Raw genomic sequence first — 20,953 nt, forward strand, 5'->3', positions numbered from 1 at the left:
GTCCCGGCCGGGTTCCCTCCCGCCTCAGAAGGCGGTATTCATGACCGCCTCGACCAGGACCTCCCCCACCCCGGTCAGCCGGACCGTGCCGGCCGGGCGGTCGGCCACCAGCAATCCGCGCCGCTGCAGCCCCTCGAACCGCGCACCCCAGGGCTCGTCGAACAGGGATCGTCCGCCGAAACGCTCACGGTGCACCTCGTCGCGCAGCGGCTGCAGCGTCGAGAGCGCCATCTTGATCGCCCGGGACTCGGTGGCCAGGTCGCCGAACCGGGTCGCCGAGGCCAGCGGCAGCACCCCGCCCTCGACCATCTCGATGTACTTCAGCGCGTTCACCTCGGTCATCGCCTCCGAGCGGCGGCAGCTCGAGCTGCCCCCGAGCCCGATCGCGACCTCCGCGTCCTGCCGGGTCTGGTCGACCATGATGCCCTTCCAGCGCTCCGGCGGCTTGTCGCCCCGGTGGAAGTACATGGTGGGGTGCTCGCCGTACCCGGCCGCGGTCAGCCCGGCCGCCACCACCTCGCGCATCTGGTACTGCTCACCGAGGGTCGGCCAGTGATGCCCGGACTCCTCCAGACGTGAGCGGTAGGAGGGGAACTGCCAGGCCGCCGGCCGGTCACCGGCCACGCCGGTGCGGGTGTCGGCGTACGAGCGCAGGTGCAGCTTGGTGCAGACCACGCCGGGCACGTCGTGTTCCAGCACGAGGGCGAGGTCGCGGGCCACACCCTCCACGGTCTGGTCGAGCAGGCCGTACATCAGGTCGATCGTCACCCAGTCGTAACCGAGACGGGCCGTGGTGTCGAGGAAGTCGTGGCACTCGGCCTCGGTGTGCTCACGGCCGCTGAGTTTCAGCACCTGGTCGTCGAACGACTGCACGCCGCAGGACACCTTGGAACAGCCCAGATCCTGAAGACGACGCAGCAGCGGCTCGGTCAGCGTGGTCGGGTCACCCTCGAAGCGGATCGTGGTGTCGTCGGTGAAACCGAAGTGCGAGCGGTAGAACTCGAGCAGGCGCGACACCGAGTCCAGCCCAATCAGCGACGGGGTGCCGCCGAAGACGTTGAACTCCCCCACCGGCGCCTCGGCCAGCCGGGGCACCCGATCCAGCCAGAGCTTCGCCTCGGCGATGTTGAGATCCACCCAGCGGTCGATCTTCTCGCGCCTGACGTCGTCGGGTCCCTTCACGATCACGACCGGGTACTGGCAGAAACGGCACCGGTAACTACAGGTCGGGATGTACGACCACAGGTGAATGGGGCGGGTGCCGGCCAGTTGCGCGTCGAGGTCGTCGATGAAGGACGACGGGGAGACGTCGGGGATGTCTCCCGGGAACACGTGGGAACCGAAGGGGTCGTTGGTGACGTACTCCAGCAGCGCCGCGTTCTCGGGCCGTTCGAGCACGTCGATGACGGCCGGCCGGGGGAACGCCGGGTCGATCGTGGTGAGCGAATCCATCAGAACACGCCTCCGTTGCCGAAATAGTCGTGGGCCTCGCCGGATTCCCGGTCTTCGCAGTACTGCCGCACCATCTCGCGGAACCGGTCTTCGTCACCGGTGTCGCGCACCTCCTGGAGGCAGTCGGGCAGGGGCGGCGGATACCCGATGTCCGGGCCGACCTTCGCGCGCAGACGGGCGAACAGCTCCTCGGCGAACTCGAAGTACAGCCGGAAACAGGGCGTCTTGTACGAGTGGATCGGCAGGTAACTGTGCAGGTGCGTGTCGGCCGTGATCTCCGGGATGCGCGCGGCCATCCGCCGCGCCAGCCCGGGCGAGAGCAGGTCGATCACGCCCTCGTCGTCGAGCAGCGAAGGGGTGAGCACGGCGGCCAGGATCATGTTCTTCGGCATGAAGTCCTTGATCGAGAACTCCCAGGCCTGAACCGCTTCCGCCTCGGTGAGGTCACGGCCGCCCGGCCTCATCGACTCGGTGGGCCGGATGTCGCGCATGGTGATGATGCCACCCGAGCCGTACGCCCGCCCGGCCACCACCTCGTCGATCGCGTGATCCACCCGCCGCGGGTTGATCTCGACCCGCGAACCCGGCACGTAGACAATGTCCTCGCCGGTGGCCCGCACCAGGATGCCGAAGTCCCAGTCGTCGGACAGGTGACTGACCAGGCGGCCGTTCTCCATCTGGTACGACAGCTCGATGCCCCCCACACGCTGGTAGGAGCGCCGGTCGACCGCGAACCCCTTGCCGTCGGGAAACCCGCCGAATCGTGACCAGGCCACCCGGCGGCTGCGGATCGTGCGGTCGATCGCCTCCCACAGCAGCGGGCGGCCCGCGAAATGCGCCGCGTCGTAGTAGTAGTCGCACACCCCGATCGCAGCCTTCTCCCCGTCCATCGCCGACAGCAGTTCCCACAGCCAGTCGGGGGCCACCCGGCAGTCGGCGTCGGCCGAGACCAGGTAGAAGCGGCGCGTGGCGTCGTCGCCGTCCCGCTCCGCGGCCCGGGCCGCGGCCAGGTCCATGCCGGTGCGCCGGGCACACGAAACGCCCTGCTCGCTCTCGTGGATCACCCACAGCCGCAGCCCCTCGTGACGGGACGCGAGCTCACGGGCCAGCGAGACCGTCTCGTCGCGGGAGTTGTTGTCCACCAGCAGGATGTCGAACAGGCCGCGATCCAGCGGGCCGCCGGGACCGGTCTGGCCGGCCAGACCTTCGATCACCGCCGGCAGGTTCGCGGCCTCGTCCTTGACCGGCAGCACCACCGTCATCCGGGTGCCGGCCTCCAGCGGCGGCACGGTGTCTCCCGCCCACACCGGCGCCGTGACCACACCGGTGAGCAGATCGTCCACCGTCTCCGCCGCTCGGCTCCGGCCGAAGTAGCGCTCACCCCGGGCCCGGTTGTGCGCCGAGACCCGGCTGTGCAGGCGGGGATTGGTCAGAAGCTCGACCACGTCGGCGAGGAACTCCGGGGTCAGGGGCGCCTCGTCCTGGGAGGAGACCTCGAGAACCGGCGCGTGCAGGCCCTTGCGGCCGTAGACCGTGTCGTAGAGCGCGTAACGCGTGGTCAGGTAGGGCACGCCGGACGCGATCGCCTCGCCGATCGGGTTGCCGTAGCTCTCGTAGTCGTACGAGGTCAGGAACGACATCAGGTCGGCCTCGGCGAGCAGGTCGGCGACCGAGAAGGCGTGCGGCACGTCGAGATCGCGGGGTGCGAGCCGGCCGCCGAAGATCACCCGGTCGCTCACCCCGAGCCGCCGCGCCTGCTCCTCCAGGGCCGCGACGGTGGGCGGGTGCTCGGTCGGGTCGCCGGCCAGGAACAGGTACACCGGCCGGTCGTGGATGCGGTGGCGCAGCGCCGCGATCAGGTCGATCTCGCGATCGGCGCGTTTCTGCGGGATCAGGCGGGTGCAGCGGGCGATCAGCGCGGCCTCGGCGGGGATGCCGTGGGCCTCACGGAAGCCGATGCCCACGGCGGAGCGCTCGAAGTCGAAGGTGTTGTGCAGCACCCGCAGGTCTCGCAGGTCCGGAACCCATTCCAGGGTGCGGCGACGCGCGTCTTCGTGCAGCGCCAGGTAACGGATGTACGGGCTGTTCAGCGGTTTCGGGGCCAGCGGGTAGGGCGGGGAGCCGTACTTGCCGCTCGACGGTTCGCTCGTCCACATCAGGTCGTGGTCGTGCCAGAGCACGAAAGGACGCCCGATCGCGGGCCCGTAGCGATCGATCGCCCGGTAGAGGGCCCGCGTGTAGGCGATGTTCTCCGGCAGGGTGCCGTTGCCGACCAGCACCGCGGTGACCCCGTGCCGCCGCCAGGTCGCCTCGATGCGCCGGGCCAGGGCCTCGACCACCACGTCGAAACAGCCCTGCAGCGGGGTGCCGAACCGCACGGCCCGCAACGTGGAGGCGACGAAGGCGGGGTTGTACCAGGGGATCGAGTCGAGGCCGTCGACGCGGACCAGCTCGACCCAGGGCGGCAGACCGTCGGCCTCGTCGGTGTACGGCGCGAAGAACCGGCCCTTGTCCTCCTTGATGTCGTAGCCCACGTCGAGAAGCACACGGTGCCCGCGCTGCCGGAAGGCGTCCGCCAGCTTCAGCGACTCGACGACCACACCGGACAGCGGCGTTCCGTCGAACGACACACACCAGAGCACGGATTCAGGCATGCGAACTCCCCAAGGTCACGTCATCGGGCACTCGGCAAGATCCTTTTTAACCCGATTTGCCCCACGAGCGCACGTCGACCGGGCCCCGGTGCGGCGTTACGCGGATCCTCGCCGGGGAGTTCAGTGAGAAGTGGCATAGCCGGGCGCGAAAAGGATTCTTGGGAACGGCCTGTTCGCGGCACAACGCCCGGCTAACCCGGTCCGGTCATCACCGCTGGTCAGCCGACCGTGGGCCCAGGCGGCCGGCCCGCGTCACCCGACCGGAGCGACGTTGGGCCTTGATGCGGTGCGGGAGTTGGATGCCGGGGCCGTGCAGCCGAGATCGTCAGGAGAACCCGTGAACAAGCCGGCCCGCCGCACCGTCCTCGGGGGGCGCCGTACGTCGACGACGGCGGCGCCCACCAGGTGTTCGTGCCGGCCCTGCGCACGGACGTCGCGGGCACCTCCGGGGAGAACGGCACGACCGCGGGCACGTCGATCCCGATCGGTGAGTTCTTCGTGGCGAAGCCCTCGAACACCGTCGCCCAGATCAACGCGGCCCTGGCCACCACCTCGTCGTACGCACTGGCGCGGATCGGGCCGAAGGGTGCCTCGGCGAGTCACGCGAGCAACCCGACGTCGCTGCACGACGTGTTCCTGCGCGCGGGCGGCCACAGCAGGGCCAGGGCCGAGCGCAGCCTGATCGTCAACAGCGACAACGTGATCGGCGACCATCTGTGGATCTGGCGGGCCGACCACGACGACGCGGGTGGTTCCACGATCGGCTGGACCGTGAACACCGCGAGGACCGGCCTCATCGTCAGCGGTGACGACGTGACCCTGTACGGCCTCTTCGTCGCGCACTACCAGGGCCTCAACACGCGCTGGGACGGTGAGCGCGGCCGGGTCTTCTTCTACCAGAACGAGATGCCGTACGACCCGCCGGACCAGGCCGCGTTCGTGAACGGCTCGGCGCGGGGCCTCCCGGCCTACCAGGTGGCCGACGACGTGAAGGAGCACGAGGCCTGGGGTCTGGGCAGCTACTGCTTCGTCAACGTCGACAGCTCGATCGTGGCCGACCGCGCGTTCCAGGTGCCGGAGACCGCGGGCGTGAGGCTGCACCACCTGGTCACCGTGTCGCTGGGCGGCAACCAGGGCACCATCGCGCAGATCGTGAACGACCAGGGCGACAGCGCCGGGGGCGCGGGGGCGATGTCGGCGCGCCTCACCGAGTATCCCTGAGCGCTGCCGAACGGGGGACGCGTCGGGGCCCCGGTGCGTCCCCCGTTCAGTTCCGCGGTTCGCTGCCTCAGGTGAGGATCACGATCACCGGGTGTCCGGGACGGCGGGAACCGGCGCTTCCGGGTGGAGCTCCGGCGTCCCGGGGGCCTCCACCCTGCGCAGGAGCACCAGCAAGGGGCCCGCCATGGCGGTGGTCACCAGCGCCATCACGACCATCATGGTGAACAGCTGGGTGTCCAGGACACCCAGCTGGACACCGGCGTTCAGGATGATCAGCTCGGTCAGGCCGCGGGTGTTCATCAGGACGCCGAGCACACCGGCCTCGCGCCAGGGCATTCCCGCGGCCCGGGCCGGGACGCACGCCCCGATGAACTTGCCCGCGCAGGCGACCACCAGGATCGCGGCGAGCTCCAGGTAGTTGCGGGCACTGAGCGAGGCGATGTCGACGTTCAGCCCGGTGACGATGAAGAAGACCGGCAGCAGGACGGCCGTGGTGCCCTTGAGCAGCGGGCGCACCGGAACACTGCTCTCGTCGCGCGGCATCACGAAGCCCAGGACGAAGGCCCCGAAGATGGCGTGGATGCCGATCCAGGTCGTGGCGCACGCCGACAGGAACACGGCGGCGGCCAGCACCGGAAGGAGGTGCAGCAGCCCACCCCGGCGGGCGATGGCCGGCACCAGCACGGCCAGGAGCGGGCGCACGACGGCGAACATGACGATCAGATAGCCCACGGACAGCGCCAGGATCCCGAGCAGCTGCCCCTGCCCGCGGGCGGTGACCGTGGCCGAGACGAATGCCAGCAGGCACCAGGCGATCACGTCGTCCACGGCGGCACCGGCCAGCGCCAGAGCGCCCACCCGGGTGCGGAGCAGCCCGGAGTCGCCCAGGATCCGGGCCAGCACGGGGAACGCGGTGATCGCCATCGCCGCCCCGAGGAAGAACACGAAGCCCGTGTGATCGATGACCGCGCCGTTCACCACGTCGTGCTCGGGGTAGAGCACCAGCGCCAGCGCCGCCCCCAGCCCGAAGGCGACCAGGACCGAGAAACCCGACACGGCCCCGGCCGTGAGACGCCGCCCGGCCAGGAGACCACGGTTGAACTCCCAGCCGATCCCGAACATGAACAGCAGCAGACCGACGTTGGCCACCACCGACAGGCTCGAGCGGACCTCCGGCGGGAACAGGTGCCCGGGCAGGTCGCCGGGGAACAGCCCGAGCAGGCTGGGGCCGAGGGCGATGCCGGCGGCGATCTCCCCCAGCACCGGGGGCTGACCGAACCGGCGCGCCAGCCCGGCCAGCGCGGCGCCGACGAGGAGGATGACGGCGACGGCGGTGAGCACGTGGGCCAGGGTCAGGTCGGCGGGCGTGGCGTGACTGTGCACGGCGGGCTCCCCTCCGGGAACGGATGTCCGGCGCTCCGGACCGGGACGCAGCGCTCCGGCGGGGATTCCGGGATCGGGGCGACGTCGGGACGCCGCGGCCCCCCATTCTGCGCGACGACCCGCCGTCGCGCGGACCCCCGCCCCGAGGTCCTTCCCAGATCCGCGCTTTGCGGCGCCACCGGCCACTGCCGCTGTACTCCCGCTGTCCCGGAGGTACTTTCACGGGCCTCGCGCCTGTCTCGTGGACCCCGTGACGTCGCACTGGTTCGAGAGATACGGACCGCCCGCCCCCGTCCGGCTGGTCTGCCTGCCCCACGCCGGAGGCGGGGCGAGTGTCTTCCAGCACTGGCCCGGCCGGGTGCCCGGCCGTCTCGAGGTGATCGGCACCCGGCTGCCCGGCCGCGAGAGACGGCTGCGGGAAACCCCGCTCGAGGACTGGGACGAGGCGGTCACCGCCTTCGCGGACGCCGTGAACGGCCAGATCGAGCCGCCCTACGTCCTGTTCGGGCACAGCCTCGGCGCGATGCTCGCCTACCAGGCGACCGTCGCCCGTCTCACCCCGGCGCCGCTGAAACTCGTTCTGGCCGGTTGCCGTTCACCGGACGTGCCCAGCCTGCTCCCCCGCCTGCACGACCTCCCCGACCCCGAGCTCGCCGCCGGCCTGGGCGACCTGACGCAGACGCCGCCCGAGGTGCTCGCCGCACCGGCCCTGCGCCGGCTGTTCTTCCCGATGCTGCGGGCCGATCTCCGGCTGGCCGAGACCTGGCCCCCGGCAGAGGGTCTGACGGTACGGGTGCCCCTGGTGACGATCGGTGCGAGAGACGACCCGGTGGCCCCGGTCTGGTCGCAGGACGGCTGGAAGGCCCTGGCCGGGGCCGGCCTGACCCGGTTCGAGGTACCGGGGTCGCACTTCTTCGTGCACGACCCCGACACCTTCCGGGCCGCGCTAGAGACGTGACCGGCTGCTCTCCCGGAGCTCTTCGGCCACCCGCCGGTACCCGGCCCGGGCGGCCGGGAGGGCCGTGGCCACGGAGATCACCCCCAGACGCCCGATCTCCAGCGCGCCCAGCATGTACCCGAACGTCCCCGTGCGGCTCGCGTCGCTGAACGCGGTGCCGCTGCGCTCGAGGGCCCGGATCGCCGCCTCCGGATCGAGGGAGCGGTAGGCCGGGTCGATCAGGCGGTCGGTGGCGAAGTACACCCGGGGACGACCGTCGGGCGCCACGTACTCCTCGGCCGTCTCGTCGAAAGTCCCCTGCACCAAGGCATCGACGAAGAAGTAAGGGGCCGTGCCGCCCCCCATGCGCAGGTTCACCTCGACGGCGTGGTGCTGCCAGTGCGTCCCGGTGCGGGCCGAGACGAAGTCGACACTGACCAGGCCGGTGACCCCGGCCGCGGCCAGGGCCTGACCGGCCTGACCGGCCAGGCGGCGGATCTGACGCCGGTACTCCGGCCGGGCCGGGAAGGTGGCCCCGGTGAAGATCTGCCGCTCCGGGCCACCGAGCACCTGGTCCTGGGTGGACACGACCCGCGCCTCCTGCCCGGGCACCAGCATCACCTGGGCCGACGGCGACGTCACCTCCTCGCCCTGCACGAAACACTCCACGGCGGCGCCGCACCGTTCGAGTTCCTGCCGGTAGTGCGCCCAGTCGTCGGGCGGGGAACCGTAGACGGCCCGGGACGGCAGCTCCCGGGCGATCCAGCGCACCAGCCCGGGGCCGGGTCCCGGAGCGCCGGCGAAGCTGAAGGTGGCGTTGCCGCTGGCGCCGAACCCCTCGTTCAGCTTGACCATCGCCGCCGCCAGATCGGGCTGTCGCGAGCGCAACTCGGCGAGCGCCCCCACCACGTCACCCTCGTCGCGCAGGCCCTCGACGCCCTCCGCGACCGGTAGCCCGGCCGCCCGGAAGAACGTGCGGCCGCCGCTCTTGGTGCCCAGCACCGCCAGGTCCGGATCGGGGGCGAACAGCGGGACCCCCAGCTCCAGGGCCAGGGAACGCTCTTGCGGGGAGCCGTTGAACGCGATGATCAGGGCGTCGGCCGGGTCGCCGATCGCCTGCCGCAACCGGTGCACGAGTGCCGGGCTGCGCCGGATCTTCACGGTGAGCGGAACCGGGTCGGGGTCGTCACACGGTAAAAGGGTCAGGCGGCGCCAGGATTCGGCATCCGGTGCCATCAGTTGCAGGGAGTAGCGCAGGAACGCCGGATCGATGCCGACGCTGCTGAGGAACACCACACGCCCGCCCGGGCGGCGCAGTTTCCGCAGGGCGTAGAGCATGCGCTCCTCGTAGTGCATGACGCCGGGTATCTTCGCCAGCCCCGCTGCACCGAGCGTCATGCTCGGCAGCACCACCAGGGTTCCCGGGCCGGGTTCGGCGAACGGATGGCGCATGGCCCGCTGAAGCATCCGAAACTGTTGCTGTTCAGCATTTTCCACCGGAGCACCTGCTTCCGTGACGGTATCGGCCGGAGGCCGGCCACCCGATCGCACGCCTGCGCGAGCGGCCCGCGCGACCGGCCTGGACAACGCTTTGTCTCATTCAGATTACATTGACCTTTCGGACATCTCGGACCTAGGGTTTGGTTGCGCCTGTCAGAGGCCCCTTTTCAGGGATTCCTCGCAACTCCCCTCGTTCCCGGTGACACCTGCGACTGTCCGGGAACCGCCGCAGACACAGGATCACCTCGACCGGAAAGGCCCGGTGGATCGATGAGCACCTTAGCCGAGAGCGCACCCGCGGGCGCCGAAGACCATCTGCTCACCCAGTTCGGCGCCGTGGTGTCCCGGCACCCCGGGCGCCGGGCGGTCTCCGCTCCCGACGGCGATCTCACCTACGCCGAGCTCGACCGGGCCGCCTCCGCCCTGGCCACCCGCCTGCGCCGGGCCGGGGTCGGCCGCGACAGCGTCGTGCCAGTGATCGCCGAAGCCGGAACCACGCTGCTCACAGCACTTCTGGCGGTGGTCAAGGCGGGTGGCGCATACCTCCCGATCGATCCGGCGAACCCTCCGGAGCGGATCCGGCGGCTGGTCACGACCTCCCGGGCGGCGGTCGTGGTGGCCACCGCCACCACCCGCGCCGGGCTCCCCGCCGACGAGCACCTGCAGGTCGTCGACCCCGCCGGGGCCGGTGAGCCGGCCGGGGCCGACCCCACCGGCCCACCGGCTCCGCTCTCCCCCCACGACCTGGCCTACGTGATCCACACCTCCGGCTCGACCGGTGAGCCCAAGGCCGTGGCGGTCGAGCACGCGAGCGTGGCCCGGCTGCTCACCGTCACCCGCTCCCTGTTCGACCTCGACGAGAACGACGTCTGGACGATGTTCCACTCGGCCGCCTTCGACTTCTCGGTCTGGGAGATCTGGGGCGCCTGGACCACCGGCGCCCGGCTCGTGGTGGTGCCGTACGAGATCTCCCGCTCCCCGGAACGGTTCTGGCGCCTGGTCTCCGACCAGGGGGTCACCGTTCTCAGCCAGACCCCCTCCGCGTTCCGGCAGTTCATCGCCAGCGATGCGAACCTGTCACCCCGGCACGACGATTCACTCCTGGAGCTGCGCCTGGTCGTCCTCGGTGGGGAGCGGCTCGACGTGGAGATGCTGCGCCCCTGGTTCGAGCGGCACAGCTCCGACCGCCCCCGTGTGGTCAACATGTTCGGCATCACCGAGACCACCGTGCACGCCACCCACCGGTTCGTGCGTCCGGGCGACCTGAACGAGCCGGCGATCAGCCCGATCGGCGAACCGCTGCCCCACCTCGGTTTCCACCTGCTCGACGAGCAGGGCCGGCCGGTCCCCACCGGGCAACCCGGCGAACTGTACGTCTCGGGTGCCGGTCTGGCCCGGGGATACCTGCACCGGCCCGACCTCACCGGCCAGCGCTTCCTGACCCTCGACTCCGGCCTGCGGGTCTACCGCACCGGAGACCGGATGCGCCGCACCCCAACCGGTTACGAATACCTGGGCCGCACCGACGACCAGCTGTCGGTCCGCGGGTTCCGGATCGAGCCCCAGGAGGTCGAGGCCGCCCTCACCGTCCTGCCCGAGGTGGGCGCGGCGGTGGTCGGCACCTCCGAGCACGGCCCCGGCGACGTCCGGCTCGTCGCCCGCATCGTGCCCCCGGCGGGCACCGCTCCCGACGAGACGTGGTGGGAACCCCTGCGCCCGCGGCTGCTGGCCCGGGCCGCGGCCTCCCTCCCCCGGCACATGCGCCCCTCCACCTACCTGCCCGCGGCCCGGATCCCGCTCACCCCCAACGGCAAGGCCGACCGCAACGCCGTGGCGGCAGAAGACCTCGACGGCCCGCGGGCGCACCACGAGCCCGGCCCCGAGATCGAGGCCGGCATCGCCACGGTCTGGCAGAAGATCCTGGGCATCAGCCATTTCGGCCCGCACGACGACTTCTTCGACCTGGGCGGCACCTCGCTCAGTGTCCTGCGCATGTTCGAACAGGTGAACAGCACGTTCGCCACCGACCTCGACCTGACGGTCCTGATCGACGGGGTCACCGTCGCCGCGCTGGCCGACCGGGTCGAGACAGCCCGCACCACCCGAAACGAGCTGGCGGAGGCCGAGACCCGATGACCACCCAGACATCCCCTTACTCCCTGTCCGACAGCGAGCTGCAGCACTTCCAGGCCAACGGTTTCGTCGGCCCCTTCACCCTGTACGACCGGGAGGAGATGAAGCAGATCTGGCGCCGCAAGCGCATCGAGCTGATGGATCGCTCAGCCGCCGTCTACCAGGACGAGGCGGCGAAGTCCGGCGCCACGAACATCGCCAACTACGACCGGCACCTCGACGACGACTTCCTGGCCGACCACATCAGCCGGCCCGAGATCGTCGGCCGGGTCGCCAGCATCCTCGGGCCCGACGTGCTGTGCTGGCGCTCGGAGTTCTTTCCCAAGTACCCCGGCGACGAGGGCACCGACTGGCACCAGGCCGACACCTTCGCCAACGCCTCCGGCACCCCGCAGATCCTGTGGCCGAACGGCTCGGACTTCGGGGGAACCATCACCGTGTGGTGCGCCTTCACCGACGCCCTGATCGAGACCGGGTGCCTGCAGTTCATCCCGGGCACGCACCAGAGCATGAACTACGACGAGACCAAGAAGATGCACTACGACCCGGCCCAGTCGAACGTCGAGAAAGACGGTGTCCGGAGGGGATTCTTCGGCTACGACTACCGCGAGCTCCAGGTCGACCCGGACTGGAAGCCCGACGAGTCCCAGGCCCGCTCGATGGAGATGCACGCCGGGCAGTTCATCGTGTTCTGGTCCACGCTGATGCACGCCTCACACCCGCACGCCGGGCTCTCCCAGCAGATGCGCCTGGGGTTCGCCGGGCGGTACGTGCCGACCTCGGTGCGCGTCTATCCCGACACCGAGGAGATCCAGGAGTACGGCGGTCAGGTCAGCCTCGAGCGCTACGGCGCGGTGCTGGTGCACGGTGAAGACACCTACGGGCACAACCGCCTGGCCACCGAGACCACCCGGGGCCACGCCTTCGGCGTCCACGCACGATGAGCGCGGCGGAGAGCGTCGACGACAGCGCATCCCGCACGGCCGCCGCCGTCCTCGACGTGGCTCCGCTGCTGCACGCCCTGGGCACCCCCCAGCGGGTGCACCTGACGGGTCTGCCCCCGACCGGGCGGGCCCGTCAGCAGGCCCAGGAACTCCTGTCCTCGGTCACCGGCGACGACTCACTCGTGGTCACGCCCGACGCCCAGGGGCATTCCGCGGCCGAGCTCATCATCGGCCGGCGGCTGAACCGGGCGATCCCCTTCCCGGTCGGTCCGGTCGGTCCGGTCGATCCGGCCGGTCCGGCCGGTCCGGCGGGCGTCCGGGCCCAGCGCGTCCCCCGGGAAGTGGAAACCTCCGACGGCTCGGTGCTGCGGTGCTACGTCTCCGGCCCCCGCACCGGCCGCCCGGTGCTGCTCGTGGGCGCCTGCGGTATGCCGGTCGGGCTGGTCGGGGGCTGGGTGCGGCACCTGTCCCGCGAGCACCGGGTGATCACGTGGGAGAGCCGGGGGCTGTTCGGGCAGCTCTCCGACCCCGGGTTCGACGGCCGCGGCCAGGACCTCACCGCCCAGGCCGGTGACGTGCTCAGCGTCCTGTCCGCGTTCGACCTCGACGACGTGCACCTGGCCGGCCTGTGCGGCGGGGCGGCGATCGCGCTGGAGGCGGCCGGGCACTCCGCGCGGGTGCGCTCGGTGAGCCTGTGGCACGGCGACTACGAGCTGGGCGGCGACGCCGCGAAGACCCCGCACCAGCACGACATGCAGGCGCTCCTGGTGCAGGCCGGGCGCAGCCGCGAGAAGGCCGGCGCCCTGCAGCGGCTGTTCCGGCGCCCCTCCACGCTGGCCGCGCTGCGCGACGACATCGCCCACCACCTCTACTACCCCTACGCCACCGCCGAGCTGCTGTACCGGTACGGCCGGCTGAACGGAGCGATCATGACCACCGACTGCCGCCCGCTGCTGGCCCGGGTCACCCAGCCCACCCTGGTCGTGACCGGTCCCGACGACCACACCGCGCATCCCGACGGCTCCCGGTACGTGTCGGCGCACCTGAGGCGGGCCCGGCTGGTCGAGCTGGCGCACCACGACCACCTCGCCGCTTTCGACGCGGGGCCCCAGATCCTCTCCCTGGCCGACGATTTTCTCGCCTCAGACACCCCGGCCGCCGAGAGGAGCAGCCGTTGAACAGCCACGACCGGCTGGCGGCCGTGCTCGCCCACCCGGCGGTCGCGGCGGCCACCGTCAGCGCCGGTGGCGTGCTGCACGTCGTCCCCGACCCCGCCACCGCCCCGGTTCTGCACCGGGCCGCGACTCTCGACCTGCCGCCCGGCCTGACGTGGCACGAGCCCGGCCCCGGTCTGCTGGTGGCGGGCGTGAACCGGCCCGAGACCGAGTTCCTGCACCGCGAGGTGTGGCGCGAGAACGCCTATCTGCGCCACGGTCTGACTCTCGCGCCGGGCGCCGTCGTGGTCGACGTCGGGGCCAACATCGGCATGTTCTCCCTGCTGGCCGGCTCCCTCAGCCCGGGCGCCCGCATCATCGCCGTCGAGCCGATGCCCGAGCCGGCCGCGGCGGTCACCGTCAACGGGCACGTGCACGACCTCGACCTGACGCTGGTGAACCAGGCCGTCGGAGACCGGCCCGGCACGATCGAGATGACCTTCTACGCCGGCAACACGGTGATGTCCGGCCGCGACGCCTCCGACACCGAAGACCAGGAGGTGCTGCGCGCCTACCTGAGCACGTCCCCCGAGGCCGCCGGCCTCGACCTCGACCGGCTGGTGCGCGAGCGGATGACCGGCGAGGTCCGCTCCGTCGCCGTCACCACGGTCAGCGAGCTGGTCTCCCGGTTCGGGCTGGACACCGTCGACCTGCTCAAGATCGACGTGGAGAAGGCCGAGTGGGAGGTGCTGGCCGGCATCGACGACACCGTCTGGCCCCGCATCCGGCAGATCGCCGTCGAGGTCCACGATCTCGACGGGCGGCTCGTCCGAACGCTCGAACTGTTGCGCGGCAAAGGTTTCCGGGCCGCCCACGACCGTGACCCGAGACTGACCGGCACCCCTCTGCACACCGTGTACGCGCACCGCCCCACCCCCGCCCGGCCCACACGCCTGCCCCGCACCGCGACTCCCACCACAAGTCCCAGCCCGGCTCCCCCCTCGACACCCAGCACGCCCCCCGCCCAAGCCTTCAGGCCGACACCGCCGCCCAGTCCGACACCGCCGCCCAGCACGCCTCCCACCCAGGCCCCCAGTCCGACACCGCCGCCCAGTCCGACACCGCCGCCCAGCACGCCTCCCGGTCAGGCCCTCAGCCCGACACCGCCCCCCAATCCGACACCGCCGCCCAGCACGCCTCCCAGCCAGGCCCCCAGCCCGACACCGCCCCTCAGCACGCCCTCAGGTCCGACACCGCCCTCCAGTCCGACAGCGCCCTCCAGCCAGATTCCCGCCCCGATTCCCGCCCCGGCTCCCTGGCCCACCGCCCGCGCGCTCGCCGCCGACCTGCGCGAGCGCAACGGCAGCGGATGGCCGGAGCGAGTCGTCCTGGTCAGCTCCCTCGCCGACGTGCCCGACCTGGCCGCCCCGACTGAGCTGACCGACCCCACCGACCCGACCGGTCCGACCGACCTGGCCCCCCTGGCTGGCATGACCGGCGGGACCGGCGGGACCGGCGGGACCGCCCGAACCGCCCGGACCGACGCGACCGACCCCACCGGCCCGACCCACCCGACCGGCCCCACCGGCGCGACCGATCGAAACCGGTTCACCGAGGTCACCGAAATCACCGGCAAGACCGGCAAGACCGCCCCGTCCCGCCCCGACGACCACGTCACCGCCACTCTCGCCGAGATCTGGGACGAGATCTTCGGCGCGGGCGCCTCCGCCTCCGACGCCGACTTCTTCGAACTCGGTGGCACCTCCCTGACCGCCGTGCGCCTGATCGACCGGGTCGACGCCCGGCTCGGCGAAGGAGTACTCGAGCCCGACACCGTCTTCACCGCCCGCTCGTTCACCGACCTGGCCGCGGCCGCGTCCCGGAGCACTCCGTGACCTACGCCCCCGGCCGGCTCCGTGACCTCCTGGGCGAGCACGTCGTCCCTCATCTGCCGCAGTGGGAGGCGCAGCGGCAGGTCCCGCCCTCCGCGTGGAAGGCTCTCGGGGCCGCCGGCCTGCTCGGCCTGCCGCACCCGGTGGCCGACGGCGGTTCGGGGCAGTCGCTGTCCCAGTCGCTGCCCGCGCTCGAAGAGCTGGGCCGCACCGGGTACGCCGGTTTCCGGGCCGCGGTCGGGGTCCACGCCTGGATGGCCACGCACTACCTGGCCACCGCGGCCGGGCCGGAACTGCGTGAGACCTACCTCGGCCCGGCGATCCGGGGGGAACGGGTCGCGGCCCTGGCCGTCACCGAGCCGGGAGCCGGTGCCGACCTGAACGCCCTCACCACCACGGCCGTCCCGGACGGCGACGGCTACCGGCTGCACGGCGCCAAGAGCATGGTCACGAACGCCACCTCGGCCGGATTCGCGGTGGTCGCGGCCCGCACCCGCCCGGGTGCCACCGGCCCCACCGGGCTGTCGCTGCTGGTGGTCGACCTCCCCGGCCCGGGCGTCACCGTCACCCCGCAGGAGCTGGAGGGCTGGCACTGCGCCGGCACCGCACACGTCTCGTTCGACGGCGTCCGGCTGCCGGGCCGGGCTCTGATCGGCCGGGCCGGGCGCGGCTTCCACTATCTGATGCGGGGTTTCCAGTCCGAGCGGGTGGTCGCGGCCGCTCTGGCCGTCGGCGGCACCGACCGTTGCCTGCACGACACGATCACCCACGTTCGCACCCGCCAGGCCTTCGGGGCCCGGCTGGCCGATCTGCAGTCGGTGCGGCACACCCTGGCCGGGCTGAGCACCGAACTCGCGGCGGCGCGGCTGCTCGTGCGCGACGCCGCCGCGCGGCTCGACCGGGGCGACCTGGCCGTGAGCGAGTGTTCCGCGGCCAAGCTCTACGCCACCGAGCTCGCCTGCCGGGTGGCCGACCGCTGTCTGCAGCTGCACGGATCCGCTGGCTACACAGCCGGTTCCACCGTGGCCCGCGCCCATCGGGAAGCCCGCGCCGCCACCATGGCCGCGGGGCCGAGCGAGGTGATGCTCGATCTGATCGCGAATGTTCTGCTCGACGGCTGAAGGAGGCCCGCGTCCGGCACCACGCCACGCCGGGCCGGGCCGGGCCGGCGAGAGAGGCCGGCGAGAAAGGCCGGCGAGACAGGCCGGCGAGACAGGCCGGCGAGACAGGCCGGCGAGACAGGCCGGCGAGACAGGCATCATCGCGCCGGCTCCGCGCCGAGACCGGGCGGGTGTGGTTGCATGCCGCGATGGACAGCAAACAGCTCAGCGCGCAGACCGACTCGTGGGTCCTGGCCTGCCTGCGCACCTCCCGGGCGGGTCTGACCCTGCGGGAGGTCCGGGTGCGGCTGTGGGACCAGATCCCGGCCGAGATCCGCTCGTCGTGGCAGGTGCTGGTGGTGGGCGACCAGGTCAGCCGGTCGCTGCACCAGCTGACCCGCGAGGGGGTGGTCCGGCACGACCGTTTCGCCATGCGCTGGCAGCTGGTCGTGCCCGACCACGACCTCGACGCGCCCTCCGAGACCCGCGCGGTGCCGGAGGGCGAGCAGAGCGAGCTGTCGTTCTGATCAGCCCGGAGCCCCGATGCGGTCGTCCTTGACCGAGCAGGAGTAGAAGGTCGGCCACCTCGTCGCCCACGGAGATGCTCAGGCACCGGCCGGATTTCACGTGCGCCAGGAAGAACCCGTCGCCCCGGGCCCGGCGGCGCCACATCCGGTTGTCCTGGGAGCCGGGCAGGCACTCGTGGGCGTTGATCACCGTCCCCGACTCCACGCTTCCCGAGCCATTGACGTCAAAGCACCACGGCGTCCTCACATTTCTCCGTGGGAACGAGCCGCTGACCGCCTGGAATTCCTGGTTGTCACCGAGCCCCGGCGGCAGGGGTTCCGACGTACGAGAACCTTGTCGGCGCCCGCGCCCGGCAGGTCGACACCGAAGCCGGTCACCTGGTCGCGGTGGACGCGGCGGCGGCCTTCGGGGGTTGGTCGCGGGTCTGGGCCGGCGTACCGGTCCCGGATGCCACGTCGTCTTCCCTCCGAGAAGCAGTGCCACGATCCATGCCCGTAACAACGGGCGTACCGTCACCTCGGTTCACGGCTCCCCGGACCGGCACCCCCGTGCGAGTGGCGGGTGAGGACAGCATGACCGGAGGGGCTGTCCCGACTCACGCATCCTTGAGTGAATCTGCGCTGTCCTCACCCGTGTTCAGTCAAGCCCCTCATGAAAAGCTCTTGCCAGGGACCAAAGTCATCGTGCGTGACGCCGCCGCCAGACCGGCCGGTATCTGAGACCAAGAGGGCATCCGGCCCTGACCGGAGACTTCGTCCAGACGCCTCGGACCGGCCACAAAAGTACATGCGGGACCGGGCAAATCGGTCTTCAGGACCCAGTCCGGCGCGCCTCCCGGAACGCCTGCCACCCGTATCCCCACCGGGCACCGAACCGGATGGCCCCAATACCGCCCGCCGCGACCCGCTCGGGACCAAAGCCCTCTCCTCGGCAGGACCTTCGTGGGTACTTCGGCATCTGCCGAGTGACCGGGCCACAAAGATCTACGGGCGACCCCGGACCGGTCGACGACCTGGGAAGCGAAGGTGCACCAGTAGACCGGTCAGCCTCGAGAAGGGCTCCTCCGATGCGATTTCCCCGGACCGTTCGTCTCCAGCTCCTGACCACCCTCCTGGTCGTGACCGTGGTGGACCTGACCGTCCTGGGCCAGTTCTCCCTGGCGTCCCAGTACCGGGCTCAGGTACGCGTGACCCAGCTGGAGGAGTTGCTCACGGCGGGATACGAGGCCGACCTGCGCATCGCCCACGTCTGGGCGACCGGCTCCACCGTTGCCTCCGACCGTTCCGTCGCCGTGGGACCCGCGCCGGCCTCCGCCGTCCAGCTCGCTCGCGACGCGCTGACGGCGTTCGATGCCCTGGCCCGGGACCACCCGGGGGTGGACGCGACCGCACTGATGCCTCTGCGACGAGAGCTGCGTGTGACGGCCGGGACCCCGACGTCATTTCAGCTCCGCTCCCGGAGCGAGGCACTTCGCCGGATCCTGAGCGACCTGGCGAGCGAGCTGAAGGACCGCAGCGACGCCGTAGCCGCCCTCTCCCGCAGCACAGTGGCGCTGTTCGTCCTCGCGGGACTGGCGGCCATCGGTCTGAGCACGACCTGCCTGACCCTTCTCACCGTGAGCACGCCCAGAAGCCCGATCACACCGTTCCGCCGACCAGCTGTACCCACGACGAAGGAGCCGACATGACCCAGAATCCCCAGACCACGGACGATCTCATGGGCCTCGTGAGAGCCGGGACCCAGGTTCGCGTGGTGGTCCGGTCCTGCGAGGTCCCCGGTGTCGTCACTGTCCTCCGGGACACCCACTTCGAGATCCTCAGACAGGCTCCAGGCCCGGACTGGCTGCTCGACGGCAGCATCCATGCAGCCTCCGTCCGCGTGGCGGTGAACGGAGGTCTGCTCTGTGTGCCGACCTACTGCTGGAACGCGGGGACGCACCTACGCGGGCGTCTGGCCGGACCCGCCGTTCTGCTCCCCTTTCGCAGGCCCCCACGGATCACCGTGCACCTTCCGTGCATCCTCAGCTGGACGCCCGAATCCACCGGAACGGAGGAGACGGTCTGGTGCGAGAGCCATGACCTGTCTCTGACGGGCGTGCGGCTGCGAGCGCCCAGTGGCGCCTGGCCCCCGGCCGGGGCCCAGGCCCTCGTGATCCTGGGACTCCCGTCGGGCGCATGCCGTCTTCACAGTCTCGTGATCGGTGAGGGACCCGCCCAGACCGTGCGCCTGCGGTTCACCGTTCCCCTGAGCGACCGATCAGCCCTGGTCACCTTCCTGACAAGCTACGCGATGCTCTGATCGGCCGTCACCGCATCGGCTCCGCCGGTGGTGTCCGGTTCACCACCGCTGTCCAGCTGAACCGGGTGCCACCTCGTTCTCCTCGCTCCAGCAGCATGCTTCCCCCCGCTCTCTCCGCCCGGCGGCCAAGATTGTTCAGGCCGCTGCGGGGCACATCCGCCCTGATCCCGGTCCCGTCGTCCTCGATCACCACGGTCACGACGTCGCTCACCCGGACACTCACCTGCACCGCCGATGCCCGGGCGTGGCGCGACACATTGCTCAGGCCTTCGCGCAGCACGGCCACCAGATCGTCGACCAGAGACCCTCGCAGCTGGTCGAGCATCCCCGAGAAGTGAACCGCCGGGGTGAATCCGAGCACCGGGGTGGCGGCGTCCACCACATTCAGCAGCCGTGATCTGGCCCCGTGCCCCGGGTACTCGACACCCCCCTGCCCGAGCCGGAAGATGCTCGAGCGAATGCGGGCGATCGTGTCGTCCAGATCGTCGATCACCCTTTCGACCGTCTCGTGCACACGCCCCGCAGGCACCAGCCCGGTGATCGACTGCAGGGTGAGGCCGTCGGCGAACAGCTGCTGGATGACGTGATCATGCAGGTCATCGGCGATACGCTGCCGTTCGTCCAGCACGGCCAGGCGCTCGCGTTCGGCGCGGTTCTCCGCGAGCTCCATCGCGATCGCCGCCTGATTCGCGAACCCGCCCGCCAGGGACTCGTCCTCCGCGGTGAAGGGCCTCGCCCCGGCGGAACGAATCAGGCTGAGCACGCCCCGCACGCCCCGCGACCCGAGCATGGGTACGACCAGGGCCGGCCCCACGTCCCGGTCCAGGGCCCGGGACGGCACCACTCCGTCGACATCACCGATGTTGGCCACCCTCATGGAGACACCGGACACCAGGACCCGCCCCGCGAGCGTGGACGACCGGGGCGCCTTCTGCCCGGTCACGGCCTCGGCGGCATCCCCGGCCGCCAGCTTGATCTGGACGAGGCCGGCGTCGTCCTCGTCGGGCAGGACCAGGGCGACCAGATCCGCCTGGGCGATCCGCAGACTGCGCTCAGCGATCAGGTGCAGTGTGAGTTCCGCCGGCTCCTCCGAGAGCAGACAGGACGCGATCTCCGCGTTGGCCCTCAGCCACTCGCCCTGGGTGCGCGCCGACTCGTACAGCCTGGCGTTGTCGATCGCGACGCCCGCGGTCGCCGCCAGAGCCCGCGCCAGTTCCTCGTCCTCGGAGCTGAACGCCCCCTTGGCCCCGTCCGCCAGGTACAGATTGCCGAAGACCTCCCCCCGGACGATCACGGGTACCCCCAGAAAACTCTGCATCGGAGGGTGACGCGGCGGGAAACCCCGGGACCGCGGGTCGTCCTCGATGCGCCGGAGCCGGATCGGCTCCGGCGCATCGATCAGGGCTCCCAGCAGGCCGTTGCCCTCAGGAAGACCACCGATGGCCGCCACGGTGTCGGGGTCCATCCCCACATGCACGAATTCGGCCAGTCCCCCGGACGGGGCGATCACGCCCAGGGCCCCGTACCGGGCCCCCACCAGTTCACAGGCGGCCTCGACGACCCGCCGCAGCACTGTGTTCAGCGTCAGGCCACCGTTCACGAGCTGGTTCGCCCGCAACAACCCCCGCAGGCGTCCCTGCGTACCCATGACTTCGTTGGCCCGCTCGATCAACTGCCCCAGCAGCTGGTCGAGTTCGAGCCGGGGCAGATCCGGGAAGGTCAGGAAGTCCCCGGTCGTGTCCCGCTGCTCTGTCATG

Annotated in this window: 15 protein-coding genes; 10 read left to right on the forward strand and 5 right to left on the reverse strand. The window is 71.3% G+C overall.

Annotated elements, in window-relative coordinates; translation table 11 throughout:
- Window positions 1-24 precede the first annotated feature (24 nt).
- On the reverse strand, window positions 25-1,452 hold the full coding sequence (locus tag J2S57_RS33960; RefSeq protein ID WP_307250469.1) for a radical SAM protein: 1,428 nt from the start codon (window positions 1,450-1,452) through the stop codon (window positions 25-27).
- Window positions 1,452-4,106, reverse strand: coding sequence for a glycosyltransferase (locus tag J2S57_RS33965; protein WP_307250471.1), 2,655 nt, complete (start codon window positions 4,104-4,106; stop codon window positions 1,452-1,454). Before J2S57_RS33965 ends, J2S57_RS33960 begins: the two co-directional genes overlap by 1 nt.
- A 411-nt stretch (window positions 4,107-4,517) precedes the next feature.
- Between J2S57_RS33965 and J2S57_RS33970 the strand changes: the two genes are divergently transcribed.
- A complete protein-coding gene (locus J2S57_RS33970) occupies window positions 4,518-5,327 on the forward strand; it encodes a pectate lyase-like domain-containing protein (RefSeq protein ID WP_307250473.1) in 810 nt (269 codons plus the stop codon).
- Between the two features lie 84 nt (window positions 5,328-5,411).
- Here the strand turns inward: J2S57_RS33970 and J2S57_RS33975 are convergent, their stop codons facing one another.
- A complete protein-coding gene (locus tag J2S57_RS33975; RefSeq protein WP_307250475.1) occupies window positions 5,412-6,710 on the reverse strand; it encodes a cation:proton antiporter in 1,299 nt (432 codons plus the stop codon).
- 250 nt (window positions 6,711-6,960) lie between these two features.
- Here J2S57_RS33975 and J2S57_RS33980 point away from each other — a divergent pair, with 250 nt between their 5' ends.
- Window positions 6,961-7,668 (forward strand): thioesterase II family protein, encoded by a 708-nt coding sequence (locus tag J2S57_RS33980; RefSeq protein ID WP_307250477.1) that lies wholly within the window; start codon window positions 6,961-6,963, stop codon window positions 7,666-7,668.
- On the opposite strand, the gene J2S57_RS33985 is transcribed toward J2S57_RS33980, so the two are convergent.
- Window positions 7,657-9,099 carry an ATP-grasp domain-containing protein gene (locus tag J2S57_RS33985; protein ID WP_307250479.1) on the reverse strand — a complete coding sequence of 481 codons (1,443 nt, stop codon included), beginning with the start codon at window positions 9,097-9,099 and terminating at the stop codon, window positions 7,657-7,659. The two genes, J2S57_RS33980 and J2S57_RS33985, sit on opposite strands and share 12 nt — an antisense overlap.
- A gap of 318 nt (window positions 9,100-9,417) precedes the next feature.
- Here J2S57_RS33985 and J2S57_RS33990 point away from each other — a divergent pair, with 318 nt between their 5' ends.
- The 8 genes from J2S57_RS33990 (at window position 9,418) to J2S57_RS34025 (ending at window position 19,196) form a co-directional block, all read left to right on the forward strand.
- Window positions 9,418-11,283 (forward strand): amino acid adenylation domain-containing protein, encoded by a 1,866-nt coding sequence (locus tag J2S57_RS33990; protein ID WP_307250481.1) that lies wholly within the window; start codon window positions 9,418-9,420, stop codon window positions 11,281-11,283.
- The gene (locus tag J2S57_RS33995; RefSeq protein ID WP_307250483.1) at window positions 11,280-12,224 is read left to right on the forward strand and encodes a chlorinating enzyme; all 945 of its coding nucleotides are present in this window, start codon (window positions 11,280-11,282) and stop codon (window positions 12,222-12,224) included. Before J2S57_RS33990 ends, J2S57_RS33995 begins: the two co-directional genes overlap by 4 nt.
- Complete coding sequence (locus J2S57_RS34000) at window positions 12,221-13,402, forward strand: alpha/beta fold hydrolase (protein ID WP_307250486.1); 1,182 nt, start codon at window positions 12,221-12,223, stop codon at window positions 13,400-13,402. Before J2S57_RS33995 ends, J2S57_RS34000 begins: the two co-directional genes overlap by 4 nt.
- On the forward strand, window positions 13,399-15,273 hold the full coding sequence (locus tag J2S57_RS34005) for an FkbM family methyltransferase (RefSeq protein WP_307250488.1): 1,875 nt from the start codon (window positions 13,399-13,401) through the stop codon (window positions 15,271-15,273). The genes J2S57_RS34000 and J2S57_RS34005 overlap by 4 nt, the downstream gene beginning before the upstream one ends.
- Window positions 15,270-16,391, forward strand: coding sequence for an acyl-CoA dehydrogenase family protein (locus J2S57_RS34010; protein ID WP_307250490.1), 1,122 nt, complete (start codon window positions 15,270-15,272; stop codon window positions 16,389-16,391). Before J2S57_RS34005 ends, J2S57_RS34010 begins: the two co-directional genes overlap by 4 nt.
- Before the next feature lie 188 nt (window positions 16,392-16,579).
- Window positions 16,580-16,897: a hypothetical protein gene (locus tag J2S57_RS34015; RefSeq protein WP_307250492.1), complete on the forward strand. Its 318-nt coding sequence runs from the start codon at window positions 16,580-16,582 to the stop codon at window positions 16,895-16,897.
- Window positions 16,898-17,964: 1,067 nt separating this feature from the next.
- Window positions 17,965-18,585, forward strand: a complete 621-nt coding sequence (locus tag J2S57_RS34020; protein ID WP_307250493.1) for a hypothetical protein — start codon at window positions 17,965-17,967, stop codon at window positions 18,583-18,585.
- On the forward strand, window positions 18,582-19,196 hold the full coding sequence (locus J2S57_RS34025; RefSeq protein ID WP_307250495.1) for a PilZ domain-containing protein: 615 nt from the start codon (window positions 18,582-18,584) through the stop codon (window positions 19,194-19,196). The genes J2S57_RS34020 and J2S57_RS34025 overlap by 4 nt, the downstream gene beginning before the upstream one ends.
- 7 nt (window positions 19,197-19,203) lie before the next feature.
- Here the strand turns inward: J2S57_RS34025 and J2S57_RS34030 are convergent, their stop codons facing one another.
- Window positions 19,204-20,952, reverse strand: coding sequence for a sensor histidine kinase (locus J2S57_RS34030; protein ID WP_307250497.1), 1,749 nt, complete (start codon window positions 20,950-20,952; stop codon window positions 19,204-19,206).
- Window position 20,953 lies beyond the last annotated feature (1 nt).

Source organism: Kineosporia succinea, assembly GCF_030811555.1.
Classification (GTDB): Bacteria; Actinomycetota; Actinomycetes; order Actinomycetales; family Kineosporiaceae; genus Kineosporia; species Kineosporia succinea.

Bases quoted from the DNA above. Each gene is read 5' to 3' on its own strand.
- J2S57_RS33965 (WP_307250471.1), bottom strand. From the start codon at position 4,106: ATGCCTGAATCCGTGCTCTGGTGTGTGTCGTTCGACGGAACGCCGCTG.
- J2S57_RS33985 (WP_307250479.1), bottom strand. From the start codon at position 9,099: ATGCGCCATCCGTTCGCCGAACCCGGCCCGGGAACCCTGGTGGTGCTG.
- J2S57_RS34030 (WP_307250497.1), bottom strand. From the start codon at position 20,952: ATGACAGAGCAGCGGGACACGACCGGGGACTTCCTGACCTTCCCGGAT.
- J2S57_RS33990 (WP_307250481.1), top strand. From the start codon at position 9,418: ATGAGCACCTTAGCCGAGAGCGCACCCGCGGGCGCCGAAGACCATCTG.
- J2S57_RS34020 (WP_307250493.1), top strand. From the start codon at position 17,965: ATGCGATTTCCCCGGACCGTTCGTCTCCAGCTCCTGACCACCCTCCTG.
- J2S57_RS33960 (WP_307250469.1), bottom strand. From the start codon at position 1,452: ATGGATTCGCTCACCACGATCGACCCGGCGTTCCCCCGGCCGGCCGTC.
- J2S57_RS33995 (WP_307250483.1), top strand. From the start codon at position 11,280: ATGACCACCCAGACATCCCCTTACTCCCTGTCCGACAGCGAGCTGCAG.
- J2S57_RS34025 (WP_307250495.1), top strand. From the start codon at position 18,582: ATGACCCAGAATCCCCAGACCACGGACGATCTCATGGGCCTCGTGAGA.
- J2S57_RS34015 (WP_307250492.1), top strand. From the start codon at position 16,580: ATGGACAGCAAACAGCTCAGCGCGCAGACCGACTCGTGGGTCCTGGCC.
- J2S57_RS34000 (WP_307250486.1), top strand. From the start codon at position 12,221: ATGAGCGCGGCGGAGAGCGTCGACGACAGCGCATCCCGCACGGCCGCC.